We start from the raw sequence: 25,352 nt of genomic DNA on the forward strand, positions 1-25,352 counted from the left end.
GGCTTCTAAAGCGTAGAAGATGGATGAAGAAAGCGGAAAAACCGCTTGTTTGGAGGAAACGATGAAAAAATTCAAAGGATTATATCCTGCTCTGGTGACTCCGTACGACCGGAATGGGAAGGTAGATGATAAGAAAGCGCAGAAGCTGGTGGAACATTTGCTGGACTGCGGCGTGGATGGTTTTTATATAGGAGGCAGCACGGGGGAATCCTATCTGCTGTCCATGCAGGAGCGTAAACAGATGCTGGAAGCGGTGGTCGAGGCTGCGGACGGAAAGGCGGAAGTGATCGCCAATATCGGGGTATTTGCCACGGAACACGGTATCGAGCTGGCGAAACATGCGCAGAAGACCGGAGTGGCGGCTATCTCCTCCGTGCCGCCCTTTTATTTCAGCTTTAACATGGAAGAATACATCCGGTATTACGAAGATCTGGCGGACGCGGTGGACGTTCCCGTACTGATCTATAATATTCCCGCTATGTCGGGGATTCATTTTTCCAAGAGTGACCTGGAAAGGCTGCTCTCCAATGAGAAAATAATCGGGATAAAGCATACCAGCTATGATCTGTTTCAGCTTCAGCAGATTATTGAGGAGCATCCGGATAAAAGCGTGTTCATTGGGCACGACGAACTGTATCTGAGCGCACTGGCCGTCGGGGTGCAGGCCGGGATCGGAAGTACCTTTAACATTATGGCCGGGAAATTTCAAAGGCTGAATCAGCTATTCGCGGAGAAGAAACTGGAAGAAGCGCTGAAGGTTCAGGGCGAGGTGAATGCGGTGGTAGAGGTTCTGTGTAAGGTTGGGGTGTTTAAAGGGATCAAGGAAATACTGAAGCTGCAGGGATTTGACTGCGGGGATTGCAGAAGACCGTTCCTTCCCTTAACGGAGAATGAGAAAGAACTGGTGAAAGAAACTGCCCGGCTCCAGCATCTTATATAAGAATATTGAACGATTTGGGACATGTCCATTCCAGTTTGGGACATGTCCATTTCAGTTTGGGACATGTCCTGATTCGATAATGAGCTATGCCAGCGGTAAAACAAGTTCTGTCAGAAACACAACCGCGCAGGCAGCCAGAGAGACCTGGAACAGACTTTTTCCGCGGTAGGCCAGGAACACTGCAACTACGAGCGCGGCCGCCGCTGACCATACACTGGCGGTAGCGCTTAAGATAGCAGGGAAGGTCATGACCGACAGGGTAACATAAGGCACATAAAACAGGAAGGACCGGATAAAGGGATTTTTAATCTCTTTTCGGATCAACGTCAGCGGAAGCACCCGGATCAGATAGGTCACTGCCGCCATTACAATTATGTATATAAATGCGTTTTTACTCATTGGGCACCTCCTCGGAGTCCCTGACCGGGAAGAAATAAGCCGCCGCACCGGCGATCAGGATCGTTAACAGGATGATTTTAAAGCCGGAAGAAATCGTATTCAGCACCGGAATGAAAGTGATAAGCAGGCTGCAGGCCATGGATACCAGTATGACACCGGCTAATACCTTGCTTTTTCTGGCCGGAGGAATAATGACTGCCAGGAACATACCGTAAAGCGCGACGTTCAGCGCGCTGAGCACCCGGCCCGGAAGCAGGCTGCCTGATACCGCGCCCAGCAGAGTTCCCAAAGTCCAGCCCGGTACTGCCACGCTGATCAGGCCGTAACTGTAAAAAGGATTCAGCTTGCCCGGCTTACACACGGATACGCCGAAGATCTCATCGGTGACTCCATACCCCACAAACAGCCGGTGGTGAAATGGTGTCTGCTCCTCTAATTTCTGGGAAAGGGAACAGGACATCAGGCAGTAGCGGAGATTGATGATAAATTGTGTGACCGCCATTTCCATATACGAAGATCCTGCCTGTATAATACCAAGAGCGGCAAACTGTCCTGCCGAAGTCAGATTTGTAAAGGACATCAGCACCGACTGCCAGGGAGACAGTCCGGCCCCTGCGGCCATGATTCCAAACGTAAAAGAGACAGCCAGATAACCCAGTCCGATGGGAATACCGTCCTTTAATCCATTTTTAAACGCAATTCCATTGTGTTTCATAATTTCCTCCAAGAGTGCATGCTTTTTGCACATACAGGTATGGGTGAACATCTTTAAGTTCAACCGTTCCTCCAAGAGTGCATGCTTTTTGCACATACAGGTATGGGTGAACATTTTTAAGTTCAACCGTTCCTCCAAGAGTGCATGCTTTTTGCACATACAGGTAACAACCTTTAATATCATATAATAAGAAACCCGAAAAATCCACACCAAAATTAGAATATCAGGCAATAACAGGCATCTTCCATATTTATTTTTATCCATAATCTGCATCAAAATAATAGAAAATATGCAGCCTTTTTAACATGTCTTTTTTTAAAATAATTTGCAAAACTTCCCTCATCAAAATGATTGACAGTATGTAGTTTTATGACTATAATAGAACTACAAACAGTCAATTAAAGAAAGGAGATCCCAATGTCAAATCGAATATCCATCTCCGAATCAGAATGGCAGGTAATGAAAATCATCTGGAACGACCCGCCCCAGACCCTTCAGGAAATTCTGGAAAAACTAAAACACACGGACTGGAGCAAAACCACGATCCAGACTTATATTGCCCGCCTGGTAAAAAAAGGCGCATTGTCTACGAAACGGCAGGGAAAAGGATATCTCTACTATCCGGCCATCTCGGAAAGCGAATGCCAGCTTGCGGAAAGCCAGAACTTTCTGCGCCGTGTATACGATGGCTCTCTATCCAGTATGGTGTCCGGTTTTGTGAAAAGCAAAAGCCTGTCCAGGGAAGAACTGGATGCTCTGAAAGCATTGATTGAAGAGCAGGAGGAAAAGTAATGCAGATACTTGGAAATATATTCAGTGTCATCCTGTATTTATCGTTTATCGGAAGTATCGTTTCCTTTGCCGCCTTATTTTCCAAAAAGGTTCTGCATCTTGTACAGCCGCTGTGGTTTGGCGCAGCCGGTTTGCTGTTCTATTTGGTTCCGGTTATTGTTCCCCAGGTGCGTCTGATTCCCGGCGAGAGACAGACATGGCGTTACGGCTTCCGGATCGCGGCCATTATTTGGATTACCGGTGCGTTTTTGTTTGCTCTCTGCTATCTGGCGCGTACCCTGTTTGCCGCCCGGGCTATGAGAAAATGTACAATCTGCGGGGATGCGCGTGTTTTAAAGATATTAACCGAAATCTGCACTGGTGAGCGGCTTCAGAAAATTCCGCGTGTCCTGTTCGGAGAATTCAAAGACCCGGTCTGTGTTGTGACGATCCTGCGCCCGTACATACTTTTGAACAAAAGGATCTTACCGGAACTCACCGATCCGGAATTGGCGATTATCCTACGGCACGAAATTCTGCATATTAAGAGAAAACATCATTTGCTCCAACGGTTCTACGACCTGGCGTCGGTCCTCCACTGGTGCAATCCTTTTGTATGGATATCCAAAAATGATTTTGAACTGATATGCGAAATGGATTGTGACAGAAAGGTACTGAAAAGCTGCACAGAACTGGCTCCCGGTGATTATACAAGAACGATGCTTCATCTGCTGGAGATGTCGTCCGGTACCGGAAAAAACACTGGTGGAAGAATAGCAGCGCTGGGATTTCTGATGGCGAAGCAGCGGTTTGCTGCGATATTGGCTTATCCAAAACACATATGGAGGATCATCACTCTGGCCATTTTAGGAGGGCTAGTCGCCGCTGCGGTTCTGCTGTCCATGTCTGCCAGCCGGACATATTTTTATCCATATCCGGCCCTGATGGGCCCTGCGGAATACAGTGATCCTGATGCACAACGATTCTGATGGTAAAGCCCTGTCACCGATTCAAAAACAGGCCTTCATAGCAGCGCATATGAATATCAGTATAAATACCAGTATAAATACCAGTATAAATATCAGTATAAATATCAGCATCAATACCGGTTATCCTACCCAAATAAACTACATATGTAGATGAAAGGAGAAAAGATGAATCAGATCGAAATAAATAACTTGACAAAGCAATACAAGAATCAAGTGACTGCTTTAACGGATATCAGCTTCCAAGTGGAAAGCGGTGTATTCGGGCTGCTGGGCCATAACGGCTCCGGAAAAACAACACTGATGAAAATCCTAGCAACGATTATGCGGCCGACGTCCGGGTCGGTACGGATCGGGGGCTACGACATAAATACACAGGGTGAGGAGGCACGCCGTCTGATCGGATATTTGCCCCAGGAGCTTTCCATGTACCCGACTCTGACCGTATTCGATTTCGTCTGTTATATGGCTGCCTTAAAAGGGGTGAAAGACCGTAAGAAAGTGATGGATGTATTAGAACAGGTGGATATGGGGCAATATGCGGGCCGAAGGATCGGGCAATTATCCGGCGGAATGAAACGCCGGGTAGGAATCGCCCAGGCGCTGGCGGGGGATCCGCGGATTTTAATTGTGGATGAGCCGACGGCCGGTCTGGACCCGGAGGAACGTGTCCGCTTCCGCAGTGTTCTTTCCCGATTTGCGAAAGACGATAAATGTGTTCTGTTGTCCACCCACATCGTCGAGGATGTGTATCAGCTCTGTGAAAAGCTTGCCGTACTGCGTAAGGGGGCGCTGTTTTTCAGCGGGAGCGCCGAAGAGCTTTTATCCAAAGCAGCCGGTAAGGTCAAGATCGTGGAAATAGAAAAAGAGAAGGACCTGGCGGCGCTGCAGAAAAAAGCCGTCGTACTGTCCGTCACTTATGAACACTCCGGCATTCTGGCCCGGATTCTGGATGAGCGGGGCGAGTTCCCGGTTCCGCCGGTGGCGGAAACGCTGGAAGATGCCTATGTGTATTGTATGGGAGGGAAAAACTATGAGTAAACTGGCCGCGGTTGCCAAATACGAATATAAAATGCAAATCAGCCGTCCTGCCGGATGGGGAGTCCTTCTATTCTCCACGGTTACGGCATTTCTGGACTGCCTCCCAACAGCGGCCAATATGGCCCGGGTGGAATTCCTGGGGGAAATCCACTACTATGTGAGGCGGGTCTTCGCATTTGACGGCCTGATTCTTCTGTTTGGCCTGATGTTTTTGATGGCCGGCCGTCTGGTTGGCGACCGGAAAACAGGAGTAAAAGATTTATTGATGGCGGCCCCGGTGCATAAGAAGGATTATGTTGGGGGGAAACTGCTGGGAAATCTGTGTTATACACTCACCATGATGTTTTCCCTGCTGGGGATTTCCATCTGTGGATATCTTCTGTGCCGCCGGGGAACGGAAGGGATCGGAAGCTTTCTGCATGTCGGTTATTCCGTCGCGTTATATCTGATTTTGCCCGCGTCCTTTTTTGTAACGGCCAGCTGTGTTATGCTTCCTGAAATACTGGATATCCGATTTTTCTACCTTTTGTATTCCATCCTGTTTATGGTAAACGCGTTTTCGGTAAATTCGGCAGAAAAAATGCCGTTTTATATATTTACGCAGGGAGATCTGACAAAATACATCTGGCGGCATCCGAAGTGGCCGCAGATCTATCCCGGGAGTGCATGGTTAAACCTTGCTTTTCTGCTGGGAACCGGTATTTTGGCGGTTACCCTGGTAGCCGCGAAACGATCATTTTGGAGGGCGGATGAATGATAAAACATGAATGCAAAATTGTCGGGATAAATCCGGTGTGGATCACAGGACTGCTTACCGGTGTCTTTCTGGCCGTCTGTTCCGGCGGCGGGGATAATATCCATTGGGGCTATGTAGGGTTTGAAATCATCTTTCCCTTTTATACCGCGATTATCGTGGGGGAATGGTGCAGGGTCAGAACCGACCCGATGTTTGAAACCATCGCGGCGCAGGCAGAATCCCTGTTTACATGGATCGTGCGCAGGTATATCCTGCTGCTGGCCGGTATTCTTATATTTTCCATTGCCGGTATAGAAGGTGTCTCGGCGCTCAAACCGGGGATGGATGTGATGGATCTGCTGCTCACATACATGACGACCGCTTTTTTTCTGTCCAGCCTGTGTGTGGCGGTATCCATATGCACCAGCACTCCCCATATGGCTGTTATGGTGACGGGGATCGTCTGGCTGTTCTCCCTTATGGCAGTCAGTATGATAAGGTACAAACCGGTATCGTACTTCTATCTTTTCATCCGCTATGCAGGAGGCGATGATCCGATTTGGCGCGTGAACAAAACGATATTGGTCGTATTGGGCCTCTGCCTATGGGGGATTTCTTACACAGCTTGCCGCATCCGAATCTTTGCCACGGCTGATCCTGGTAAAGATTAACTCTGGGCCAGATGATCAGGCCAAAGCAGACAGACCAATCGCACAGCATTACAACTGAATATCTACATGATACCGGTCATCAATCAGAATACAATTACAATTGTACTTTTTACACATCTCCAAATAGAAGGAATTTTCCCTAAGTACAGAATCTTTCGTACAACAGGTATCGTCCAGCCGCTTTTCGATGACATTCGCATATTTTTTTATATCAGCAAAATGGTTTTCAATATAGGATTCTGTCATTACAAGGCAATAAAACCTGATTTCATTCAAGTATTTGCTGCCAAAATCCTCTTGCCAGTCAAAAGGAATATAGATCCCCTCCACAATAAGATTCTGATGATTCTCAAGAGCGGTCTTTATGATTTCACTGACAATTGGCCAGAGATAATCTGTCAGTTTGGCACCATCTTCCGGGGTCAGTTTCGTTTTTCCGCTTCTTATCAACCCCATTTTTAATAAATCAATGGAGAAATAGGGATATCTGTATTTCTCCATTAGTTTTTGTGCCAGCACAGTCTTCCCGGTATGCGAAGCTCCCGCAATTAATAGTATCATTTGATATCTCCTTTAACTTCCTAATTTACCGAATCGTTCTTATTTTAAAGTGTAGATTAGCGCACGCGCTCTGTCAACGCGCTATTTTTCTAATATGCTTTATCTCTAATAAAAATCCCTAATAAAAATCCCCAATAAAATTAGAACCGGATTCCACAAATAAAACTGAATAACCCGTGCCCTGCACACCACTCCATAATACAGGCCGGAAACCCAAAAATGAACAGTTGACGGTGGTAATTAAAAACATGACAGAGTATAATAGAAGAAATACTACAGGGACAACTCCGGCCGGAAGATTCTGCCGTTTGAAGTACAAAAAAGGCCGCCTGCTATTTGAACTTGATTTTAAATGCTAAGATAAAAACACGAAGAGAAAACAACGAGCGCCGGGCCATAACCGCTCATGCGGAAGTATGAAAAACCGGGCAGCAGAAATGGAGGGTTCACATGGGATACGAAGATCTTGAAGATTATGAAGACGAGGAATTAGAAGAATTAGAAAACAGTGAGGGATTGGCGAAAACAGAAACAATAGAAGTGGATGGGGATCTGGCCGAGCTGGGAGATGCGCAAGCAGAGGAAAGCGAACTTGGCGGGACCAGGGAGATCAGCTTCGGCGCCCGCAGTAAGGAATCCATAGAGCGTAACTTAAGGGATGTCAGATCCGAATACAGCAACGCCCTGTCCAGTTATGAGCAGCTGAAAGAGGATGCGTCCAAAGGATGGATCGGTGTGGAGCCAAATATTAGTAAAAGAAAAGCCGAGATGGATTATTGCAAATCTAAAATAGCCGAGCTGGAGCGGGAACTGAGCCGGGCCGAAGATTAAGAGACGAACGGATAAGAAAAAGGGGGAAGCGCTTATGTCTGACAGAATCCGAGACGTGGGTTTCCGGGATCTGTTCCGGGGCCTTGATATGGCGGAGATCGAAACGCCGAATGAGATTAAAATACCGGATGAGGTGTTCAAACGCCTGTTGGAAGGCACGATGGAGCGAAGTTATCTGAACGGGGTCAGCCAGTTTGATTATTTCGTGCCTGATGAGACGGAGCGCCACGGTGAGGTGGAATGGCTTCAGATCATCCGGCTTCCGGTGCATCCGGACAACATAGAAGACTATGACCTGATCAACCGGTGGCAGGGCGTGCTGTCCACACTGCATATCTGGGGATACCGGACGGTATTTTTACTCCAGAGGACCGGCGGCCGGACCAGCCTGTACCTGGGGGTCACGACCGCCACCCAGGGCGTGGGTTCCAAGGACGCGCTGGATCAGATGATGGAAGCGACGGCGGCCAACATGCCGGGCGTGGCAATGGAATGGGTAAGACATGACCAGACGAAGGACGACCGTCATGAGAAGATCTACGATGTGCTGAACCATTATCATGCCATCGGCGCGGTGACCGGAATCCCTTCCTTTATCAGTGACGAGAGCAGAAGTGTACTGCAGACGCTGGATCAGCTGGCTTTTGGGGTGCGTAAGATCAATGGCCGGGAGCGGGATTACTCCCTTCTGGTGATCGCAGACCCGATCCCTGACAATGAGATCAGCAGCATCATTAACCGGATGCGGGAGCTGGGCAGTGAGATTCACAAATATGTGTCCCGAAGCGTAACGGAAAATCAAGGCACCAGCAGCCAGAAGGATGTAGGAATGGGCGGAGCGGTTGGCGGAATCCTGTCCGGCCTGGGCACCGTGGCCGGGGCTTTGATCGGCAGCTGGCTTGGCGCTCCTTACCTGGGAAGTAATCTGGGCCGCGGGATCGGTGGGGCAGTGGGCGGAGCAGTCGGTATGAACAAGACCAAATCCGTATCCATTAATTTTTCCCGTTCGGTGACAACAGAATATCTGGACAAATTTGCCCAGTATGCCGAAGAAATTATGGAAAAACATATCGCCCGCCTGAAAGAAGGCCGGAACCTGGGCTACTGGAATGTGGGCACTTATGTGCTTGGAAGGACCAAGATGGATATCGCCACCGTGACCGGTATGCTGCGCTCCATCTATTCCGGCGACGAGACTTATCTGGAGCCAATCCGCCTTCACGTCCTGCGGGAAGACAGCAATGCCGCGGAAATCGTCAAAGGCTTCCAGCTCATTTCCCTGGAAAATGAAAATATCGATAAGATGATCGACAATGAATATAAAAAGAAATACGAACAGGATCATATCTGGCATGTGTTCGGACGCCGGTATCAATACTTAAGTACGCCCATGAACACAAAGGAACTGGGGCTGACCACCTCCCTTCCCCGCAGAGATGTTCCGGGCCTGCGGTTTGTCAAGACGGCCGTCCGGTTTGCCAACAATCCTCCGGTGCTCAATGAGGATTCCATTTCCATAGGTAAAGTGGTGGATATGGGAGTGGTGCAGAACAACGAATACCGGATCGATCCCAATTCCCTGGTCCGTCATGCCCTGGTTACCGGGGGCACCGGTTCCGGGAAATCCACCACCTGCAAGGCGATTCTGAACGAAGTCGTATCCCGGGGGATTCCGGTTCTGATTATCGAACCGGCTAAGGACGATTATGTGCGGTGGGCTATGGAATTAAAAGAAAAGAAGGGAATCCCTTTTCACATTTATATGCCGGGCGCGTCCTCTTTTAACGGGCAGCCTCTGGAAGAACTGGCGGTGAATCCTTTCGAACCGGCGGCGGTCAAAGGGGCCAAGGTTGACCTGATGGCCCGATGTGAGAATCTGGTCTCCCTTCTGGTGGCCAGCATCCCAAGCATCGAGGACGTCCTGCCGGTGCTGATCGACGAGTTAGTCTATGCAAAGGCGGAGGATTTCTTCCAGGAGGATTTCCACTCCGGCGAGGCGGTGAAGCCATTCTTATATCCGAAAATGGAAGACCTGATTCCCATGGTGGACGATCTGGTGGAAGGATACGATCCAAGAAATTATAAGACGATCCGAAAATCCTTGATCACCCGGTTAAAATATCTGACCCGCGGAAACCGGGGCCGCCTGCTGAATGTGACGAAATCCACCGACTATGATGCGCTGTTCGGCCAGCCAACCGTCATCAATCTGAGCCGGATCGCCGGGAGCCGGGATAAGGCGCTTATCATGGCGCTGCTGATGTTAAGCCTCTACGAATACCGGATATCGGCTTACTCCTACCAAGCGGACTACCGGAAGAGGGCACAGCAAAATGAGCTGCTGCACCTGACCATGATCGAGGAGGCCCATAACCTACTGATGAATCCTTCCGCAGTGACCAACGATTCCGGTAACCCCCAGCAGGTGGTCGCGGACCTGTTCAGTAATATGCTCTCTGAGATCCGGGGCTACGGGGAAGGCATCACCATTGTCGACCAGGTTCCTACACGGCTGATTCCGGATGTGATTAAGAATACCAATTATAAATTTGTGCACCGCCTGACCGCGCCGGATGACTGTGAGGTGATGGCCGCCTCCCTGGCGCTGCGGGAGGATCAAAAATCCATGATTCCGGCGCTGGAGATCGGGAACGCCATTGTCTACGGCGATAACGACGATGCGGCGGTTTGGGTGAAGATGAATAAACCTAAGGGGTGAGAAGCAGCAAGTAGGGAAAGGGGGAAATCATGTGAAACCATGGATGTATTTTGTGATAGCTGTTTTCGTGGTTATGGTTCTGCTGATCATTTACTATTTCATAAAGAAAAAGAAGAACGGCCGGATACCGGAGCAGGACTTTACATCAGAACAGGATTTGACGCCGGACCAGAACCGAATACCAGCTCAGGATTTGACGTCAGACCAGAACCTAACGCCGGACCAGAACCTAACACCGGAGGACGAAGAGATCATCCGCGTACTGGCCGAAGGAATCAGCCATCATAAGACTGAATTCACAGGCCTATATGAACTGATGTACCAGATCAGCCGGGGAAATACCAGGAACGCCTCCGGCACATTTGGGGAATGGTGCCTGAGAGTGGAAAATTTCGAGGAAGACTCTGCGTTTTCCAGGCTGTTTTCCGGCAGGTTCTCCGGTATGGAATCAGGTGAAGCGAAAGAACAGATACAAAATGCGAAACTGATTATTCAGGGTATCTTCGAAAGCGGAATCAAGCGGGAGGAGGCCCAAAGCCTGCAGGCGGACAAACGGACGGTATTTTCTTATGTAACTCTGGATGATACGGCTGTTGTTCCCGGACAGCTCTATAAGATCTACCGGCCTTGCTGGAGTGATGGGGCCCTGATTTTGGAAAAAGGAATTCTACGCTTCCCGCAGCAGGACAGTAACGATACGGACAGCAGTAAAGAATAAAGCAAGGAGGTTCCAAATGGGAATAGAAGAAATGGGAGATTTTGAAGAACTGGAAATCCAGGACCGGCTGGAAGACATTTCGGAATTTGAACATTCTCTGGAAAACAGCCAGGGCCTGGAAAATTTGGATGAAACCCATATACGCCGGACGGAGAGGCTGGAGGAGGGGATTTACCGGGATACCATCGGCAGTTTCGGGATGCCGGCGGAGATGGACAGCCTGGAAAATGAGCTGATCTCAGGGGAGCCGCTGGAGGATATGGAGCACTGGCATATGCAGGAAGGAGATATGTCTTGTGCGGTGGTCTGCCAGGAATTCGTGGCGGAGGAGCTTTTGGATACCGAACTGAATGAACAGGATCTGGTGGAATTCGCCGTCTCGAAAGGGTGGTTTGATCCGGAAACGGGCACTACCCTTGAGGATACCGGAAATATTCTGGAATATCTGGGCCTGGAGGTAGCGCAAAACGAGCACGGAAGTATAGAGGATATCGAAAGAACCCTGGAAGAAGGCGGCAAGGTCATTGCGGGTGTGAATAATATATCCCTTCTGACTCCTGATTCCATGGAAAGTATCTTTTATCCGTCCCTTACTGCGAATCATGCGGTGGAAGTGATCGGCATCGATAGAACGGACCCGTCGAATGTGAAGGTTATCCTGAACGATCCGGGGCTTCCGGGCGGCCGGGGGATCACCTATGACCTGGAGGAATTCCAAACGGCATGGAACACAAGCGGCGGCTTTATGGTAAGCGCCTATCGGTCTGATAAATGAGAGGAGGAGATCCCGGAATGAAAGAATATATAAAACAAGTACAGGAAAAACAAGCGGTGCGGAGTATGATCCCCATGAATTTCCAGATGGGATTCCCGGTACTGAATCAAAAGGGCCAGGAACTTCTGGCGATATTTCCCTACTACCGCACGAAGGTGGAAGGCAGTCAGATACACATGAGTATACCCAGATTCCAGGCTGTGGTGACTTATCCGTCCGGCCGCCTGGTGCGGGTGGAAGATATGAAATACAACAGCAGGTATCAGGAGGTCGATTTTTCGGCATATCCGGGTGTCTTCAGCCGGGGAACGGGAGAACATGCGGCGGCTTACCGCGAGGCGGTGGAGCGGTACCTGGACCGTGTCGGAGCGCTGCTTAAGCAGCGGTCGGACCAAGCAGAGATATCAGCGGAGCAGATCGGACTGATGCAGGAGGAGCTGTTTCAGATCATAGAACCATTTTACACGGAATATTACAGAAAACTGTTGGAGGAGTGAGGCGGATGAAGCCTGTTGTGCAGCTGGCAGTAATCGATACGGACCGGAAAAATATCGGATGTATCAGAAAACTGCTGACAGATACGGCGGTGAGGTATGATGTGGATATGCAGGTGGACTGGATCACGGATCTGCGAAAGACCGGCCGGCTCTTTGAGGCGTCCGACACACTGCAGCTGGTATTGATCAATCTGGGCCTGGGGCGGATCGCCGGAACGCTGGCAAAAGAGTTGTACCAGAAGAGCCGCTGCTATGTGATGTATTATGCTCAGGAAAAACTGGATCTGGAGCCCTATCTTATGGCCCGGCCGATCGCCTTTCACGCGGACTTGACGGATCATGCCTTATTTATCGGCAAGGTACTGGCGCTGTGTACCATGATCCTCCAGGATAAAAACCTGTTTATCCGAAACGCCAAAAGCAGCACCATACTGGTCCGGTACCGGAACATCCGGTATTTCGAGAGCAATTATAAAAATGTAACCCTCTATACCAGCCAGGGCCGCAGCTATACATTCCGTGGGCGGCTGGACGAGATCAGCCGGCAGGTTCCGGCATCGGTCTTTCTGAGAGTACACCAGAGCTATCTGGTAAATCTGTCCTATGTGGAGCGGGTGGATAAAAGCAGGAAAAGCCTCCTGCTCAACAGCGGCGAGGAATTGCAGATCAGCAAGCCGTATTATGAAGGGGTGATCGGAAGGTTACTGGGCGATCAGTAAAGTGACTGTGTGGAGGATAGGATGAGCGCAAAACGTGTGATAGGAATAGATTTTGGAACCAGCAATTCGGTGGTCAGGGTGAAACGGTACGGGGAAGACGGCGGGCCGGTCGGTGACCGGCTGTTCGTATCGAACGTACTCTTTGACGGCAATGACAGCGTGCCGACTTTGGTACAGATTCCCGAGGATGTGCAGATCACGCCGGAGCTTGAGCTTCAGGAAGAGGACTGTGAGTTCGGCCGGGCCGCGGCTGAGGAGCAGCCGGGGATGAAGACCTGGCGGGACTTTAAGACGGACCTGGAGAGCAAAGACCCGGAAACCCGTATGAGGGCGCGCTGGCTGACGCGCCGGTTCCTGGAGTATATCTACCGGCAGTACCAGGCCCAGGCCATTCATCTGGGAGAGGGAACCGATGAAGAACTGGTCTATGTCAGTTATCCGGCAAAATATTCGGATGAAAACAGGCAATTTATGATCGGGGCAGCAAAAGACGCAGGCTTTTCCAATGTCCGGGGTATCACGGAACCGGAGGCTGCGGTTAAGGCCTTCCTGGTGCAGGGCGAAACGGAGCTGCGGGAAAAAGGCCTGCTGTGTACGGACCGGGCCGTGTATCTGCTGTTTCTGGATATGGGAGCGGGGACGACGGACCTGGCAGTGTGTAAATATGAAAACGGCAGCGCGCAGATTATTGCCACCTGGCCGGATGAACGGACCGATATCTATTTTGGCGGAAAAGATATCGATCAGGTTCTGAGCGGATACGTGGAAGCTTATCTGCGCAGCAACAGCCAAGTGGTCCCGGCCGGCTTTATCGAGCATTTCGGGGAAAAATACATCGACTCGGTCAAAGCCTGGAAAGAGGTGACAGTTTCCAGAACGCTGAAACGTAAGAAAAGCGTGCCGTATTTTACCGCGGTAAAGAATCCTTATCCGAATCTGCCGGATTTCTCGCCGGCGATCGATCGGGAAGAATTTGAGAAGACCTGCGGGGAATATCTGAGAAGCTTTCCCGAATTAGTGAACGGCTGTCTTGCGCACACGAAAAAGGCAGATCCTGATTTCCCGGGTCAGGAGGGGATCGATCTGGTGCTTCTGACGGGCGGACACAGCCAATGGTACTTTATCCCGGAGATTCTGACGGGAAAAAACCAGGCCTATGGCAGCGTGACGCTGCCGAAAATCCAGGCCGACCCTGACAGGGTGAGGCTGAGCGGGAAGCCCCAGGAGATGGTGGCTGTCGGGATGGCTTATGACCTGTTAAACCAAAATGTGACCGGCATAGCGCAGGAAGACAATCTTCCGGAACGTGTGGAAGCTGTGAAAGCCCCGGTTCCGGCCTGTGATCTACCCGAAAAGATATTAACCCGGGAAGAAGTAAAAAGGCAATTTACCGGAAAGAAAGATATTATCGTGCCCGAAGGCTATACCAAGATCGCGAAAGATGCCTTTAGTGAGGTGTTATTGCGGGAATTATTTTCAAAAACGGCGTGGAAAATCGAGAACGTTCAGCTGCCGGAAGGCCTGCGGCAAATTGAAGAGAGTAGTTTTTTAGGCTGTTTTAAATTGAAAAGTATCAATCTGCCGGATGGTTTAATGAAGATTGGAGGTTCTGCATTTAGATTTTGTGAGTCATTGAAATCAATCGTAATACCAGGGAGTGTTAAGGTTATACCGGGCCTGGCTTTCCAGGGGTGTTCTGCTCTGGAGACCGTTATTCTAAAGGATGGCGTGGAGAAAATCTGGTATCAGTCTTTTCACAAATGCACTTCCCTGACTTCGGTTGTTATACCGGGCAGTGTCAAATTCGTGAATGAGGCTGCATTTAAACATTGTCCGAAACTGAAGTTAGTAGTAATAGAAGATGGCGTGCAGAATATCCATCCATCCGCTTTTGACAGAGGGAGCATGATGACGATCTGCTGCCGGAGCGGTTCATACGCGGAACAGTATGCCAGAGAATACGGAATAGGAATCCGATTATTGGCAGATGTACAACTGCATAACCGGATAAAGTGATTTAGGCCGAAAAAGCTCCCGGGAGCAGGAAAGGGAGCAGGGAAAATAGTAAAGTTGGTGATTATATGGCGACGAAGAGAATCATAGGGATTGATTTTGGAACCAGCACATCCGTCATAAGGGTAAAAAGATATGGTGAGGACCGGGTGCCGGTGGGTGACCGGCTGTTTGTCAACAATGTATTGTTCGACGGAAGGGACAGCGTGCCGACTCTGGTCCAGCTGCCGGATGATGTTGAGATTACGCAGGAGCTTCAGTTACCGGATGACGAGTGCGAATTCGGATACTACGCGGCGGCGGAGCAGCCGGGCATGACGATCTGCCGGAACTTTAAAGTGGAGCTGGAAAGCGCCCGGCCGGATATACGGATGCGGGCCAAATGGCTGACCGGCCGTTTTTTCCAATATCTGTACGAGGTCTATCAGCAGCAGAAGAATCAGCTGGGCGATAATGCCGATGAGGAAATCACCTACGTCAGTTATCCTGCGAAATACAAGGAAGAAAACCGGCAGTTTATGATAGAGGCGGCAGCCCGGGCAGGATTTAAGAATGTAAAGGGTATCACAGAGCCGGAAGCCGCGGTACGGGCAGTCATGGTGCAGGAAGAAAAAGAGATGAGAACGCTGGGCCTGCTGGGAGGCGGCTGTTCCTACCTGTTATTTCTGGACATGGGAGCCGGGACTACGGACATCGCCGTCTGCCGGTATGAAAAGGATGAAACCCGGATCATATCCACCTGGCCGGATCAGGACACGGATATCTATTTCGGCGGAAAAGATGTGGACCACATATTGACCGGTTACATTGAGCGGTATCTGAGGGAACACCGGGATATCGTTCCGGAATATTTCATCGACAGTTTTTCCGATAAATATATCGACAATATAAAGACCTGGAAAGAGACTACGGTATCCCGGACACTGAAGAGGGGAAAAAGTATCCCCTACTTCCAGACCGTGAAGAATCCCTATCCGTCTCTGCCGGATTTTTCACCGGCCATTGACAGGGAGGAATTCGAGCGGGCCTGTACGGAGTATCTGAAAAACTTCGCGGTTCTGGTCAATGGAAGCCTCGCCCATACGCAATCCATAGTGCCGGAGTTCCCGGGGGGCCAGGCCATCGACCTGGTGATCCTGACCGGGGGGCACAGCCAGTGGTATTTTATAACAGAAATGTTGGAGGGAAAAAGACCGGAGTTTGGCAGCCTGGATCTCCCCAAGATCCGTGCCAACCCCGCCAGGATCTTCGTCAACGGCAAACCCCAGGAGACGGTGGCGGTGGGAATGGCATATGAGCCGCTGCGGGTAATCGCTCAGAGCATACCGAATCGGCAAAACATACCGGGTGTGCAAAACATATCGGGTGTGAAAGACGGGCCGGGTGTGAAAAGCGGGCAGAATGGAAATATAACGGCAGCCCAAAGGGATCTATTAGAGAAACCTAAGAAAAGCCGGGAGGAGATCATCACGGAGATGTCCGGGCGGGAACTGTATCAATTAGCGTTGAAAGAGCCCGACCGGAAGCGTAAGCTCAGACTTTTCCGTGAGGCGGCCGAAAAAGGCGAATCTCATGCGATGTACCGGATGGGGAATTACTATCAGCTGGGGCTGGATTCCGTGGCACAGGATTATGGAGAAGCCTTACAGTGGTATCAGCTGGCTGCCGACAGAGGAAATGTGATTGCCCTGGAAAAGGTAGAGCAGCTGAGAAAGACAATGGGGCTTCCGGCTTCGGTGAACGGAAAGTCATTAACTACAGCGGAAGCGCTGTATGAGAAAGCAAAAAATGAAGCGGACCGTAAGCAGAAGCTGCAGTATTTCCGGCAGGCTGCGGAAATGGGCAGTCCGCAGGCCCAGTATCGGATGGGCACCTATTATGAGATGGGGCTTGACCCAGTGGTAAAAGATACCCGGGAAGCCCTGCGATGGTTCGACCGGGCTGCGGCCAATGGTAATACGGCCGCCCGGGAAAAGGCAGAGCAGCTGAGAAAAGATATGCCGGCTCAGGCAGCCGGATTAAACGCGGGAAGCACGGAAGACACCCGCATGTCATACACCGCCAACAAAGCGGCCGGCCGGGTGATACCGTCCAGTGGTCTGTCCTATACGGTAAATGATATGTTGAGCTGGCTTCCGGCAGAGGTGGAACGGAAAGTAAACCGGTGGAACAACAATCCCGGCCTTCTGTGGAAATATTATGAAATCCATTATAAGCAATTGAGCAGTTGGTCACAAAAATTAAAGCTCCAGCTACAGACAGATGAGGTCCCGATCCTCTATTTGAACCGGAAGGGCGCCCAGAGAGGGGATCTGATCGAGTACGGCTTGATATTTACCAATAAGCGGATTCACTGGCGGTTTGATTTTCTATACAAAGACAGTATTTTTTATAAGGATATCGTGGATATCAAACCGATTGCTATGCCGGATTACCTCGCGCCCCCGGATCAGGCTTCGGATCGGGAAACCGGGCTTGCCGTCAGGCATTTTTACATGGAGCAGAATGCAAGAAAAATCAAGACAACGAATATCTGGCTGACTTACACAGAAGATCATATCATACCGGAATATCAGCTTTTTGAGGCATTTTTTAAGGAATTCAGAGCTCAGTAAAGCTGCCGTCTAAATTATTGCATTTAGGGACATGTCCAAAACACCTTTTTTTACAATTAGGGACATGTCCAAATCGCCTGTTTCGATAACCGCGTCCGGATTATGAATGAGATCAATTAGGGACATGTCCGCATGAAATTGGGACATGTCCTAATTATGTCCGTATTATGTCCAGATTAGTGGTTTTGCGTGAAGAGATTGTGTGTTATACTATAGGAACTGTGGTACCATCAGAACATCCGTCTGTATTCAGGCAAATACATACTACATATGAAAAACACGCAGGAGGTTACACATGAGCAGGGCAACGGGGGAAAAACAAAACGGAACAGGCAACAAAAATCGGTGGGCCAGCAAACTGGGCTTTATTCTGGCAACGACAGGGGCGGCCATCGGACTGGGAAATCTATGGAAATTCCCATATCTCATGGGAAAAAACGGGGGATTCTCGTTTTTGGCGGCATACCTGTTTTTTATATGCGTGCTGGGACTCCCGGTTATGATCACGGAGATGTCATTGGGAAGAAAGACCAGGCATGATCCGGTTCAGGCCTATGGGGATGTCCACCCTCACGCGAAGGTCGTCGGGGTGTTCGGAGTACTGGCGGCTTTTATCATTCTGTCTTATTACAGCGTGATCGGCGGCTGGATCTTAAAATATTTTTTCAGCTACGCCACCACGTTACAGGCGCCGGCAGATTTTGAAGCCTTTATCGGAAACGCAGGAGAGCCGGTATTCTGGCATTTTCTGTTTATGCTGATGACGGCGCTGATCTGCTTTTTCGGGGTCCGGGGAATCGAAAAAGCCAGTAAATTTATGATGCCTGCCTTATTCGTGATTCTTTTGATTATCGTGGTGAGAAGCGTCACTTTGCCGGGAGCTTCCAAAGGACTGGCGTTTATGTTTTCCGTCAGGGATTCAAAATTCAGTATCGGTTCCGTCAACGCGGCGCTGGGACAGGTGTTCTATTCGCTAAGCCTTTGCATGGGCATTACGATCACTTACGGAAGTTATCTGAGCAAAAAAGAGAGTATTCCAAAGAGCTGCATTAGTGTGGCGCTGCTGGATACCTGTATGGCGGTACTGGCCGGAGTCGCGATTTTCCCGGCTGTATTTTCCTTCCAGCTGGAGCCCGGCCAGGGGCCGAGCCTGATCTTCGGCACACTGCCGAAGGTGTTTGGCGCCATCAAAGGCGGCTCCATCTTTGCCCTGCTGTTTTTCCTGCTGGTCTTTTTTGCGGCGGTGACCAGCGCGGTGGCATTGCTGGAGGTTACCGTATCATTTTTAATAGACAAATGGAAATGGAAGAGAGGACGCGCTGTCCTGATCGTGGCTGTCCTGCTGTTCCTGCTGGGTATTCCAAGCTCACTGTCCTATGGAGTTCTCTCGGATTTTAAAATATTGAACTATAATTTCTTTGATTTTGTGGGTATGCTGACAGACAATATCCTGCTGCCGGTTGGTGGAATTCTGATGTGCTATTACATCGGATGGAAATGGAAACCGCAGTATCTGGTGGATGAGATCGAGCAGGAGGGAGTGCGGTTCCGCCTGAAGAAGCTGTGGATCTTCTGTATCCGCTTTATCACTCCGATTCTGGTGCTTATCGTCACCATCTCAGGATTTGTCAGCATCGCAAACGTGGTTATGAAGTAAGCAGGGGATGAGAAAATGATAAAGGCGGCAGTAATGTCGGATACACATAACGTATTAAGGCCGGATGTCACGGAGATCCTGAAGGAATGCGACTGTATCATACACGCCGGAGATCTGAGCAAACCGGCAATATTGGAGCAGCTTAATAGGATCGCTCCGGTCTATGCGGTGCGCGGAAATAATGACAAAGAATGGGCAGGAGATCTGCCCCAAGAGCTTCGGTTTTCTTTGGGATGGATGCGGTTTTATCTGGTTCACAACAAAAAGGATGCAAAGCTTGGAGAAGAGCTGCCGCATGCGGTCATCTTCGGACATTCCCACAGGTATCTGGAAGAAAGAAAAGACGGCGTTCTCTGGCTCAACCCCGGAAGCTGCGGCAGGCGAAGATTCGATCTTCCTGTGACTATGGCGGTCCTTGAGATCACAGAGGATCGGTATCAGGTGAAAAGGATTGATTTTCCGGCTGAATCGAAAGAGTGAAACAAATTTTATCTTTCTTGCAGAGTTTGATAGTAATGATCTCCTGTTAACGGATATCCCAGGGCCGCCGAGATTTTTTGGCAGGAAAAAACCAGCTGGGAAAGTAATGTATCCGCACTCCCGGAGTCGGTATAGCGGTCGATGGGCCCCGTCAGGTTTAATGCTGCAACCGGTTGACTGGTATAATCAAACAGCGGGACAGCGATACAGCCGATTCCGGCGGCGTAACATTCAATATCTGTGCCATAGCCCCTTTTGCGGGTGGCTTTGATTTCTTCCATCAATGGTTCGATCTCACCGATACTCTTTGCCGTATTCTTTTTGAGAGATTTCTCCACAACCGGGATCAGTGACAGCTGCTTTGCCTCTGGCAACAGGGAAAATAGGATTTTACCGCTGGCGCTTAAATTCAGCGGTATTTTTTCGCCCAATTTTGCAATGATGGTAATGGGCGTGTTGGTTGGAAGCGCCTGCTCAATAGTGATAATGGTTCCATTCTGTAAGACACATAGCTGGACGGCTTGCTGCGTTAAGTCGGCCAGTTTTTTCATGTGCAAAGAAGCGATCCGCCCCAAAGGTGAACTGTCATAAGCGGTCTGAGCCAGGCAGTAAAGCTTGTAGCCCAGTACATAACGGTCCGGCTGCTCGGATTCCAGGCGCAGGTAATTATGATCTGTCAGACACTTTACGATACGGAAAAGAGAGGCGTTCGGTATGCCAAGTGTCGAGGAAAGATTTTTGATTGTCTGTGGTTCGTGATTCTGCGCCATATAATCCAGAATCTGTACGGCTCTGTCTACGGCCGGCGGATAAATATTTGTATCAGTCATTTGGTGGTCTCCTTAAATATTTCCTCAATATTTTATAAGTTCAGTTATCAGAATTGCCCACAATCATTCCTCCGGCGGGAAAGCTGCACACTGTACGCAGAGGAGAATGCGCCGGAGCACGCCGGCGCATATAGAATGTCTATCGACATTATATCATAACCACCAAATGTGGCAAGTTGAACTTATAGGTGGTTGAGTATTTGAATGTATGTGTGAGCTTCCCAACGGAATCCCGATTAATCCATGATAAACTTACTTGGTATATCATATATGAAATATAAAATATTATATATGAAATATTGACCGTACGAAAAAACCGGAGTATAATATCATATATGGAGTTATATGTTTCATATATGAAATAAAAAACAAAAACTGAAACCAAATTATAGTGAAAAAGAAAAGGAGTGTGGTGTCCGGGAAAAACAACGGATATTTGTTACAGATATCCGTGTATAGTTTTTTTAAATGAGGGGAAGGAACGAAAGAGGAAGGAACGAAAGTAGAAGAAACAAAAGAAGAAGGAACTAATGGGAACGTACAAAAAGGAATGAACGAAAGAGGAACAATTTACAGAGAATTGAACTAAAAAAACGATCAAAAGAGAGACCATCTAAAGAGAAGGAACGAGAGAGGAACAATGAAAAGAGCAGAAGGGAGATGCAAGTTTGAATACAAAACCCAGAATCGGTATCCTTGGATTCTCTGATGGAGAGCCCGAGGTACATGAAGAGCTAAAGGAGATCGTAAAGGCCCAGATGGATGCCATCGCAGACGCGCTTGAAGAAACCGGCGAGGTGGAAGTGATTCGGGCAAAGAGGCTGGTCAATTCGGTTAGTACAGCCAAAGAGGAAGCAGAACAGCTTGCGCAGCAGGGAGTGGATGGAACCATCTTTTCCTACGGAGTTTTCAGCTTCCCGAATTTTTCCGTGATTGCGGCCAGAAATGGCAGAGGACCATATCTGCTGGCGGCGAATCTAAACCCGGACTGGCCGGGAATGGTAGCCATGCTGGCCAGCGGCGGCGCCCTGCATCACCTGGGAATAGATCATTTCCGGGTGGCGGGAGATGTGCAGGAGCCGGAGGTTCTTAAGAAATTTCTGACATTTGCCAGATGCGCGAAGGTGGTCACCCGCTTAAATGGGCAGAAATACGGACTGATCGGGGGCAGAAGCCTGGGGATGTACAGCGCCACCGTAAGCATGCAGGACTGGCAGAGACAGTTCGGCGTGGACGTGGATCACCTGGATCAGTCGGAGATCCTGCGCCTGGCACAGGAAGTACCGGAAGAGCAGGTGGAGAAGGCGTTCGATTGGCTGAGCAGGCAAGTAAAATCCATCGAATATGATGGCGACAGGCTGACGCCGGAGAAGCTTAAAACACAGATCCGGCACTATGAAGCTTTAAAGCGGATCGTTGAGAAGGAAGCGTATGATTTTATCGGTGTGAAATGCCATTATGAAATGAGCCGACATTACTGTACAGAGTGTATAAGCGCGGCGTTTATGAATGATCCCTATGACTGGGACGGAGAAAAGGAGCCGGTGGTCTACGCCTGCGAGGCGGATTCCGATGCCGCCCTCACCATGCAGATCCTGAAGATGCTCACCGGTTCCCCGGTAATCTTCATGGACGTCCGGCACTATGACAAAGAACATGACGTGATGGTGTTCTGCAACTGCGGTTCCCAGTCTACCTGGTATGCCGGGGCTTCGGATGACCCGGCCGAGAACCTGAGCCAGGTCACATTATATCCCTGCCTCCCCATCTATGCGGGCGGCGGCTGCCATGTTAATTGTATGACCAAAGCGGGGAAAGCGACACTGGCCCGGCTGAACCGGACACAGGGGCGCTACCGGATGTCCCTAATGACGGCGGATTTTGTGGAGCTGCCGGAGGAAAAAATGGCGGAAACCACAAAAGAATGGCCGCATGTATTCGCAAAACTGCCCTTTGACCATAGTATTTTCCTGGAAAAATTCGATGCGAACCATTGCCATGCAGTCTATGGGGACCATGTGGAAGAACTGAAGATGATCTGCCGGATGATGAATGTGGATGTGGAACTTTTGGGTGAGGAAGAAAGGGCGGTGTGAGCGGATGCAGAGAATCATGAAAAATCCCGATGAAATCGTGGACGATATGCTGAGAGGGTTCCTAAAAGCGCACAGTGACCTGGTAGAAAAAACTCCGAATCCCCGGGTAGTCAAAGCCAGAAATATACAGCCGGGCAAGGTGGGCGTAGTGACCGGAGGAGGATCGGGCCATAAGCCCGCGTTTATCGGTTATGTAGGCCGGAACCTGTGTGATGCCGCAGCGGTGGGGGAGATCTGTACCTCTCCCACGGCGGCAGCGTTCCTGGACGCATTCCGGGCAGCGGATCAGGGCAAGGGGGTTGCCTGCCTGTATGGAAATTATTCCGGAGACAACATGAACGTGAAAATGGCCGTGAAGATGGCACGCAGGGAGGGGATTGAGGTAAAAACCGTGGTGGCCAATGACGACGCGGCTTCCGCCCCTTTGGATCAGCGGGAGAAACGAAGAGGCGTGGCCGGAGAAGTGCTGATGTGGAAAGCCGGAGGCGCGAAGGCGGCAATGGGCGGCAGCCTTGACGAGGTGGTAAACGCGGCACAAAAGGCCATCGACCAGACCAGAAGCATAGGGATCGGACTGACCCCCTGTACGCTTCCGGCTGTGGGCCATCCTAATTTTGAGATCCGGGAAGGAACGATGGAGGTAGGCATCGGACATCACGGAGAGCCCGGTATCGAAGTGTGCCCGTTGGAGAGCGCGGACCGGATGGCGCAGCGCATGCTGGATGTCGTCCTTCCGGACGGACCTTTTGAACCGGGAGACGAATTGGCGGTACTGGTTTCCGGGCTTGGGGCCACACCGGTTATGGAACTATACGTGCTGTATGCTGAGATCGAGTCGCGGTTAAAGGCAGCGGATTACCGGATACACAGGGCGTATGTGGGCAATTATTTTACCTCCCTGGACATGATGGGCGCTACTTTAACCGTGACAAAGCTTGACCCGGAATTAAAGGAATTGATCGATTATCCGGCATACAGTATGGGATTGACACAGATAGGACGGGAGTGAGGACATGGATAAATTTTACAACCGTGACGGGAAAGTGATTCTGGACAAAATGGTGAGGGCCATTCAGGAGAACAAAGATTATCTGGGCGAAGTGGACGGCCTGATCGGGGATGGCGATCACGGTATGAACATGAATAAAGGATTCACATTATTCCAACAGCGGTACCAGCATCAGAATTATTTCTTTACAGAAGGGCTTGAATATCTCGGAGGAATACTATTTAACGAGATCGGAGGCTCCATGGGACCCATTTACGGAACATTGTTAAGCTCCATGACAGAAACAGTAAACACCGCCGGCAGTGGGACAGAAGATGTAGGAGGCACTGTAATGGAGGATATATCCGGGACTGAAAATGGGAATACAGCGAATATGTCTGCAGGTGATATAAAGATTAACCTGGAGGTATTCTGCCGGATGCTCTCCCATGGAATGGAAGAACTGTTTGACATCATTGATGCCAGAGCAGGGGATAAGACCTTGGTGGATACCCTGTATCCGGCAGTGGAAAGCCTCCGGTCCTCCGTCGCAGAAAAACGGCCGTTCCGGGAAGCGCTTCTGCTTATGAAAGAGGCGGCAGAACAAGGACGGGATTCCACAGTAGGGATGATAGCCAGATACGGACGCTCCAGCCGGCTGGGAGAGCGCTCCAGAGGCGTGCCCGACGCAGGCGCGGTCTCCTGCTGCCTGTTGCTTACGTCAATGGCGGATGGAATACTGGATCTTATTTCCTAAGGAGGGGAAGACATGAAACTAGCCATTGGCTGTGATGAAGCAGCATATCAATTAAAGACCGTTCTGATCCAACATCTGCTGGCCCGGGGGATAGAAGCGGAAGATTTCGGAGCAGATCCGGGACAAAATGTTCTCTACCCGGATATCGCCTATACGGTAGCCGACGCGGTTGCAGCCGGCCGATATGAGAGGGGAATCCTCCTCTGCGGAACCGGAATCGGCATGGCCATATGCGCCAACAAAGTCCCGGGAATCCGGGCGGCGGTATGCCACGATCCTTTTTCAGCAGAGAGAGCCCGCAAAAGCAACAACGCGCAGATCCTCTGCATGGGCCAGCGTGTCATCGGAGAGGAACTGGCGAAATATTTGACGGATATCTGGCTGAACTGCGATTTCCAGGGGGGCGGCTCCGCTCCAAAAGTAGAGCGGATGATGGCCCTTGAAAAAGAACACATCCGGCAATACGAGGAGAACGAGGCGAAATAATTATATAGATTATGCTTGATCTTAACTATACGGATCCATAAAAGAGTATATGTAAATTTATAATTCATTCCTCGGGACACAAACTAATGGATTGAATAATATTCCCAGGAAGCCAGAACAGGTTCTTCCTCGGGTTTGGGTATGCCCGCTGTTTCAGGACGGGGAGATTGCCGGTGTCCGGGTCTGCGGGGATGCTTTCGGCGGCCGGGTTCTTTGGCGTCTCCCCGGGAGCGCATAGGGCGGCTGTGCATACGCTTAGTGGAATCGAAAAGCCGGGTTCAGGATGCACGGCGGACTTCACGTCCGACGGGCAAGAGCCTCTGAACCGGGAACACATCACGTGTTCCTGGT

At 50.0% G+C, this 25,352-nt stretch carries 24 protein-coding genes; 20 read left to right on the forward strand and 4 right to left on the reverse strand.

The annotated features are described in order from the left end of the window. The first annotated feature begins 61 nt into the window (after positions 1-61). Positions 62-940 carry an N-acetylneuraminate lyase gene (locus tag KTH89_RS12400; protein ID WP_238721928.1) on the forward strand — a complete coding sequence of 293 codons (879 nt, stop codon included), beginning with the start codon at positions 62-64 and terminating at the stop codon, positions 938-940. 84 nt (positions 941-1,024) lie between these two features. On the opposite strand, the gene KTH89_RS12405 is transcribed toward KTH89_RS12400, so the two are convergent. Further along, a complete protein-coding gene (locus KTH89_RS12405; protein WP_238721929.1) occupies positions 1,025-1,339 on the reverse strand; it encodes an AzlD domain-containing protein in 315 nt (104 codons plus the stop codon). Further along, the gene (locus KTH89_RS12410; protein ID WP_158342454.1) at positions 1,332-2,054 is read right to left on the reverse strand and encodes an AzlC family ABC transporter permease; all 723 of its coding nucleotides are present in this window, start codon (positions 2,052-2,054) and stop codon (positions 1,332-1,334) included. Before KTH89_RS12410 ends, KTH89_RS12405 begins: the two co-directional genes overlap by 8 nt. Positions 2,055-2,471: 417 nt before the next feature. Between KTH89_RS12410 and KTH89_RS12415 the strand changes: the two genes are divergently transcribed. From KTH89_RS12415 to KTH89_RS12435, 5 genes are all read left to right on the forward strand, one after another. Then, the gene (locus tag KTH89_RS12415) at positions 2,472-2,846 is read left to right on the forward strand and encodes a BlaI/MecI/CopY family transcriptional regulator (protein ID WP_238721930.1); all 375 of its coding nucleotides are present in this window, start codon (positions 2,472-2,474) and stop codon (positions 2,844-2,846) included. Continuing rightward, the gene (locus KTH89_RS12420; protein ID WP_238721931.1) at positions 2,846-3,814 is read left to right on the forward strand and encodes a M56 family metallopeptidase; all 969 of its coding nucleotides are present in this window, start codon (positions 2,846-2,848) and stop codon (positions 3,812-3,814) included. Before KTH89_RS12415 ends, KTH89_RS12420 begins: the two co-directional genes overlap by 1 nt. Positions 3,815-3,979: 165 nt before the next feature. Further along, on the forward strand, positions 3,980-4,852 hold the full coding sequence (locus KTH89_RS12425; RefSeq protein WP_238721932.1) for an ABC transporter ATP-binding protein: 873 nt from the start codon (positions 3,980-3,982) through the stop codon (positions 4,850-4,852). After that, positions 4,845-5,609 (forward strand): ABC transporter permease, encoded by a 765-nt coding sequence (locus KTH89_RS12430; protein WP_238721933.1) that lies wholly within the window; start codon positions 4,845-4,847, stop codon positions 5,607-5,609. Before KTH89_RS12425 ends, KTH89_RS12430 begins: the two co-directional genes overlap by 8 nt. Beyond that, entirely contained in the window at positions 5,606-6,259 is a 654-nt protein-coding gene (locus KTH89_RS12435) for a hypothetical protein (RefSeq protein WP_238721934.1), read from the forward strand. The genes KTH89_RS12430 and KTH89_RS12435 overlap by 4 nt, the downstream gene beginning before the upstream one ends. A 48-nt stretch (positions 6,260-6,307) precedes the next feature. Here the strand turns inward: KTH89_RS12435 and KTH89_RS12440 are convergent, their stop codons facing one another. After that, entirely contained in the window at positions 6,308-6,820 is a 513-nt protein-coding gene (locus KTH89_RS12440) for an adenylate kinase family protein (protein WP_238721935.1), read from the reverse strand. A gap of 450 nt (positions 6,821-7,270) precedes the next feature. Here KTH89_RS12440 and KTH89_RS12445 point away from each other — a divergent pair, with 450 nt between their 5' ends. The 10 genes from KTH89_RS12445 to KTH89_RS12490 all read left to right on the forward strand — a co-directional run bounded on the left by KTH89_RS12445 (position 7,271) and on the right by KTH89_RS12490 (position 19,844). Then, positions 7,271-7,651 carry a hypothetical protein gene (locus KTH89_RS12445; RefSeq protein WP_158348611.1) on the forward strand — a complete coding sequence of 127 codons (381 nt, stop codon included), beginning with the start codon at positions 7,271-7,273 and terminating at the stop codon, positions 7,649-7,651. Between the two features lie 34 nt (positions 7,652-7,685). Further along, positions 7,686-10,370 carry an ATP-binding protein gene (locus tag KTH89_RS12450; RefSeq protein ID WP_238721936.1) on the forward strand — a complete coding sequence of 895 codons (2,685 nt, stop codon included), beginning with the start codon at positions 7,686-7,688 and terminating at the stop codon, positions 10,368-10,370. Positions 10,371-10,401: 31 nt separating this feature from the next. Then, positions 10,402-11,088 carry a FeoB-associated Cys-rich membrane protein gene (locus KTH89_RS12455; protein WP_238721937.1) on the forward strand — a complete coding sequence of 229 codons (687 nt, stop codon included), beginning with the start codon at positions 10,402-10,404 and terminating at the stop codon, positions 11,086-11,088. Between the two features lie 16 nt (positions 11,089-11,104). Beyond that, a complete protein-coding gene (locus tag KTH89_RS12460) occupies positions 11,105-11,863 on the forward strand; it encodes a cysteine peptidase family C39 domain-containing protein (RefSeq protein WP_238721938.1) in 759 nt (252 codons plus the stop codon). A gap of 17 nt (positions 11,864-11,880) precedes the next feature. Continuing rightward, a complete protein-coding gene (locus KTH89_RS12465) occupies positions 11,881-12,360 on the forward strand; it encodes a hypothetical protein (protein ID WP_238721939.1) in 480 nt (159 codons plus the stop codon). 5 nt (positions 12,361-12,365) lie between these two features. Further along, entirely contained in the window at positions 12,366-13,079 is a 714-nt protein-coding gene (locus KTH89_RS12470) for a LytR/AlgR family response regulator transcription factor (protein WP_158348616.1), read from the forward strand. Positions 13,080-13,100: 21 nt separating this feature from the next. Continuing rightward, on the forward strand, positions 13,101-15,095 hold the full coding sequence (locus tag KTH89_RS12475) for a leucine-rich repeat protein (RefSeq protein WP_158348617.1): 1,995 nt from the start codon (positions 13,101-13,103) through the stop codon (positions 15,093-15,095). Positions 15,096-15,160: 65 nt separating this feature from the next. Further along, the gene (locus tag KTH89_RS12480; protein ID WP_158348618.1) at positions 15,161-17,707 is read left to right on the forward strand and encodes an Hsp70 family protein; all 2,547 of its coding nucleotides are present in this window, start codon (positions 15,161-15,163) and stop codon (positions 17,705-17,707) included. A 295-nt stretch (positions 17,708-18,002) separates the two neighbouring features. Further along, positions 18,003-19,364 carry a sodium-dependent transporter gene (locus tag KTH89_RS12485; RefSeq protein ID WP_158348619.1) on the forward strand — a complete coding sequence of 454 codons (1,362 nt, stop codon included), beginning with the start codon at positions 18,003-18,005 and terminating at the stop codon, positions 19,362-19,364. Between the two features lie 15 nt (positions 19,365-19,379). Then, positions 19,380-19,844, forward strand: a complete 465-nt coding sequence (locus KTH89_RS12490; RefSeq protein WP_158348620.1) for a metallophosphoesterase family protein — start codon at positions 19,380-19,382, stop codon at positions 19,842-19,844. A gap of 8 nt (positions 19,845-19,852) precedes the next feature. Here KTH89_RS12490 and KTH89_RS12495 read toward each other — a convergent pair whose 3' ends face one another. Further along, positions 19,853-20,674 (reverse strand): IclR family transcriptional regulator, encoded by an 822-nt coding sequence (locus KTH89_RS12495; protein WP_158348621.1) that lies wholly within the window; start codon positions 20,672-20,674, stop codon positions 19,853-19,855. Between the two features lie 668 nt (positions 20,675-21,342). On the opposite strand from KTH89_RS12495, the gene KTH89_RS12500 reads away from it, so the two are divergent. From KTH89_RS12500 to rpiB, 4 genes are read left to right on the forward strand one after another with little or no spacing between them, the layout of a single operon-like run. Next, positions 21,343-22,770 (forward strand): L-fucose/L-arabinose isomerase family protein, encoded by a 1,428-nt coding sequence (locus KTH89_RS12500; RefSeq protein ID WP_158348622.1) that lies wholly within the window; start codon positions 21,343-21,345, stop codon positions 22,768-22,770. A 4-nt stretch (positions 22,771-22,774) separates the two neighbouring features. Next, positions 22,775-23,779 carry a dihydroxyacetone kinase subunit DhaK gene (locus KTH89_RS12505; RefSeq protein ID WP_158348623.1) on the forward strand — a complete coding sequence of 335 codons (1,005 nt, stop codon included), beginning with the start codon at positions 22,775-22,777 and terminating at the stop codon, positions 23,777-23,779. Positions 23,780-23,783: 4 nt separating this feature from the next. Beyond that, the gene (locus KTH89_RS12510) at positions 23,784-24,515 is read left to right on the forward strand and encodes a DAK2 domain-containing protein (RefSeq protein WP_158348624.1); all 732 of its coding nucleotides are present in this window, start codon (positions 23,784-23,786) and stop codon (positions 24,513-24,515) included. A 12-nt stretch (positions 24,516-24,527) separates the two neighbouring features. After that, positions 24,528-25,001, forward strand: coding sequence for a ribose 5-phosphate isomerase B (gene rpiB, locus KTH89_RS12515; RefSeq protein WP_158348625.1), 474 nt, complete (start codon positions 24,528-24,530; stop codon positions 24,999-25,001). Positions 25,002-25,352: the final 351 nt, after the last annotated feature.

This window comes from Diplocloster agilis (assembly GCF_019042275.1).
GTDB lineage: Bacteria > Bacillota > Clostridia > Lachnospirales > Lachnospiraceae > Diplocloster > Diplocloster agilis.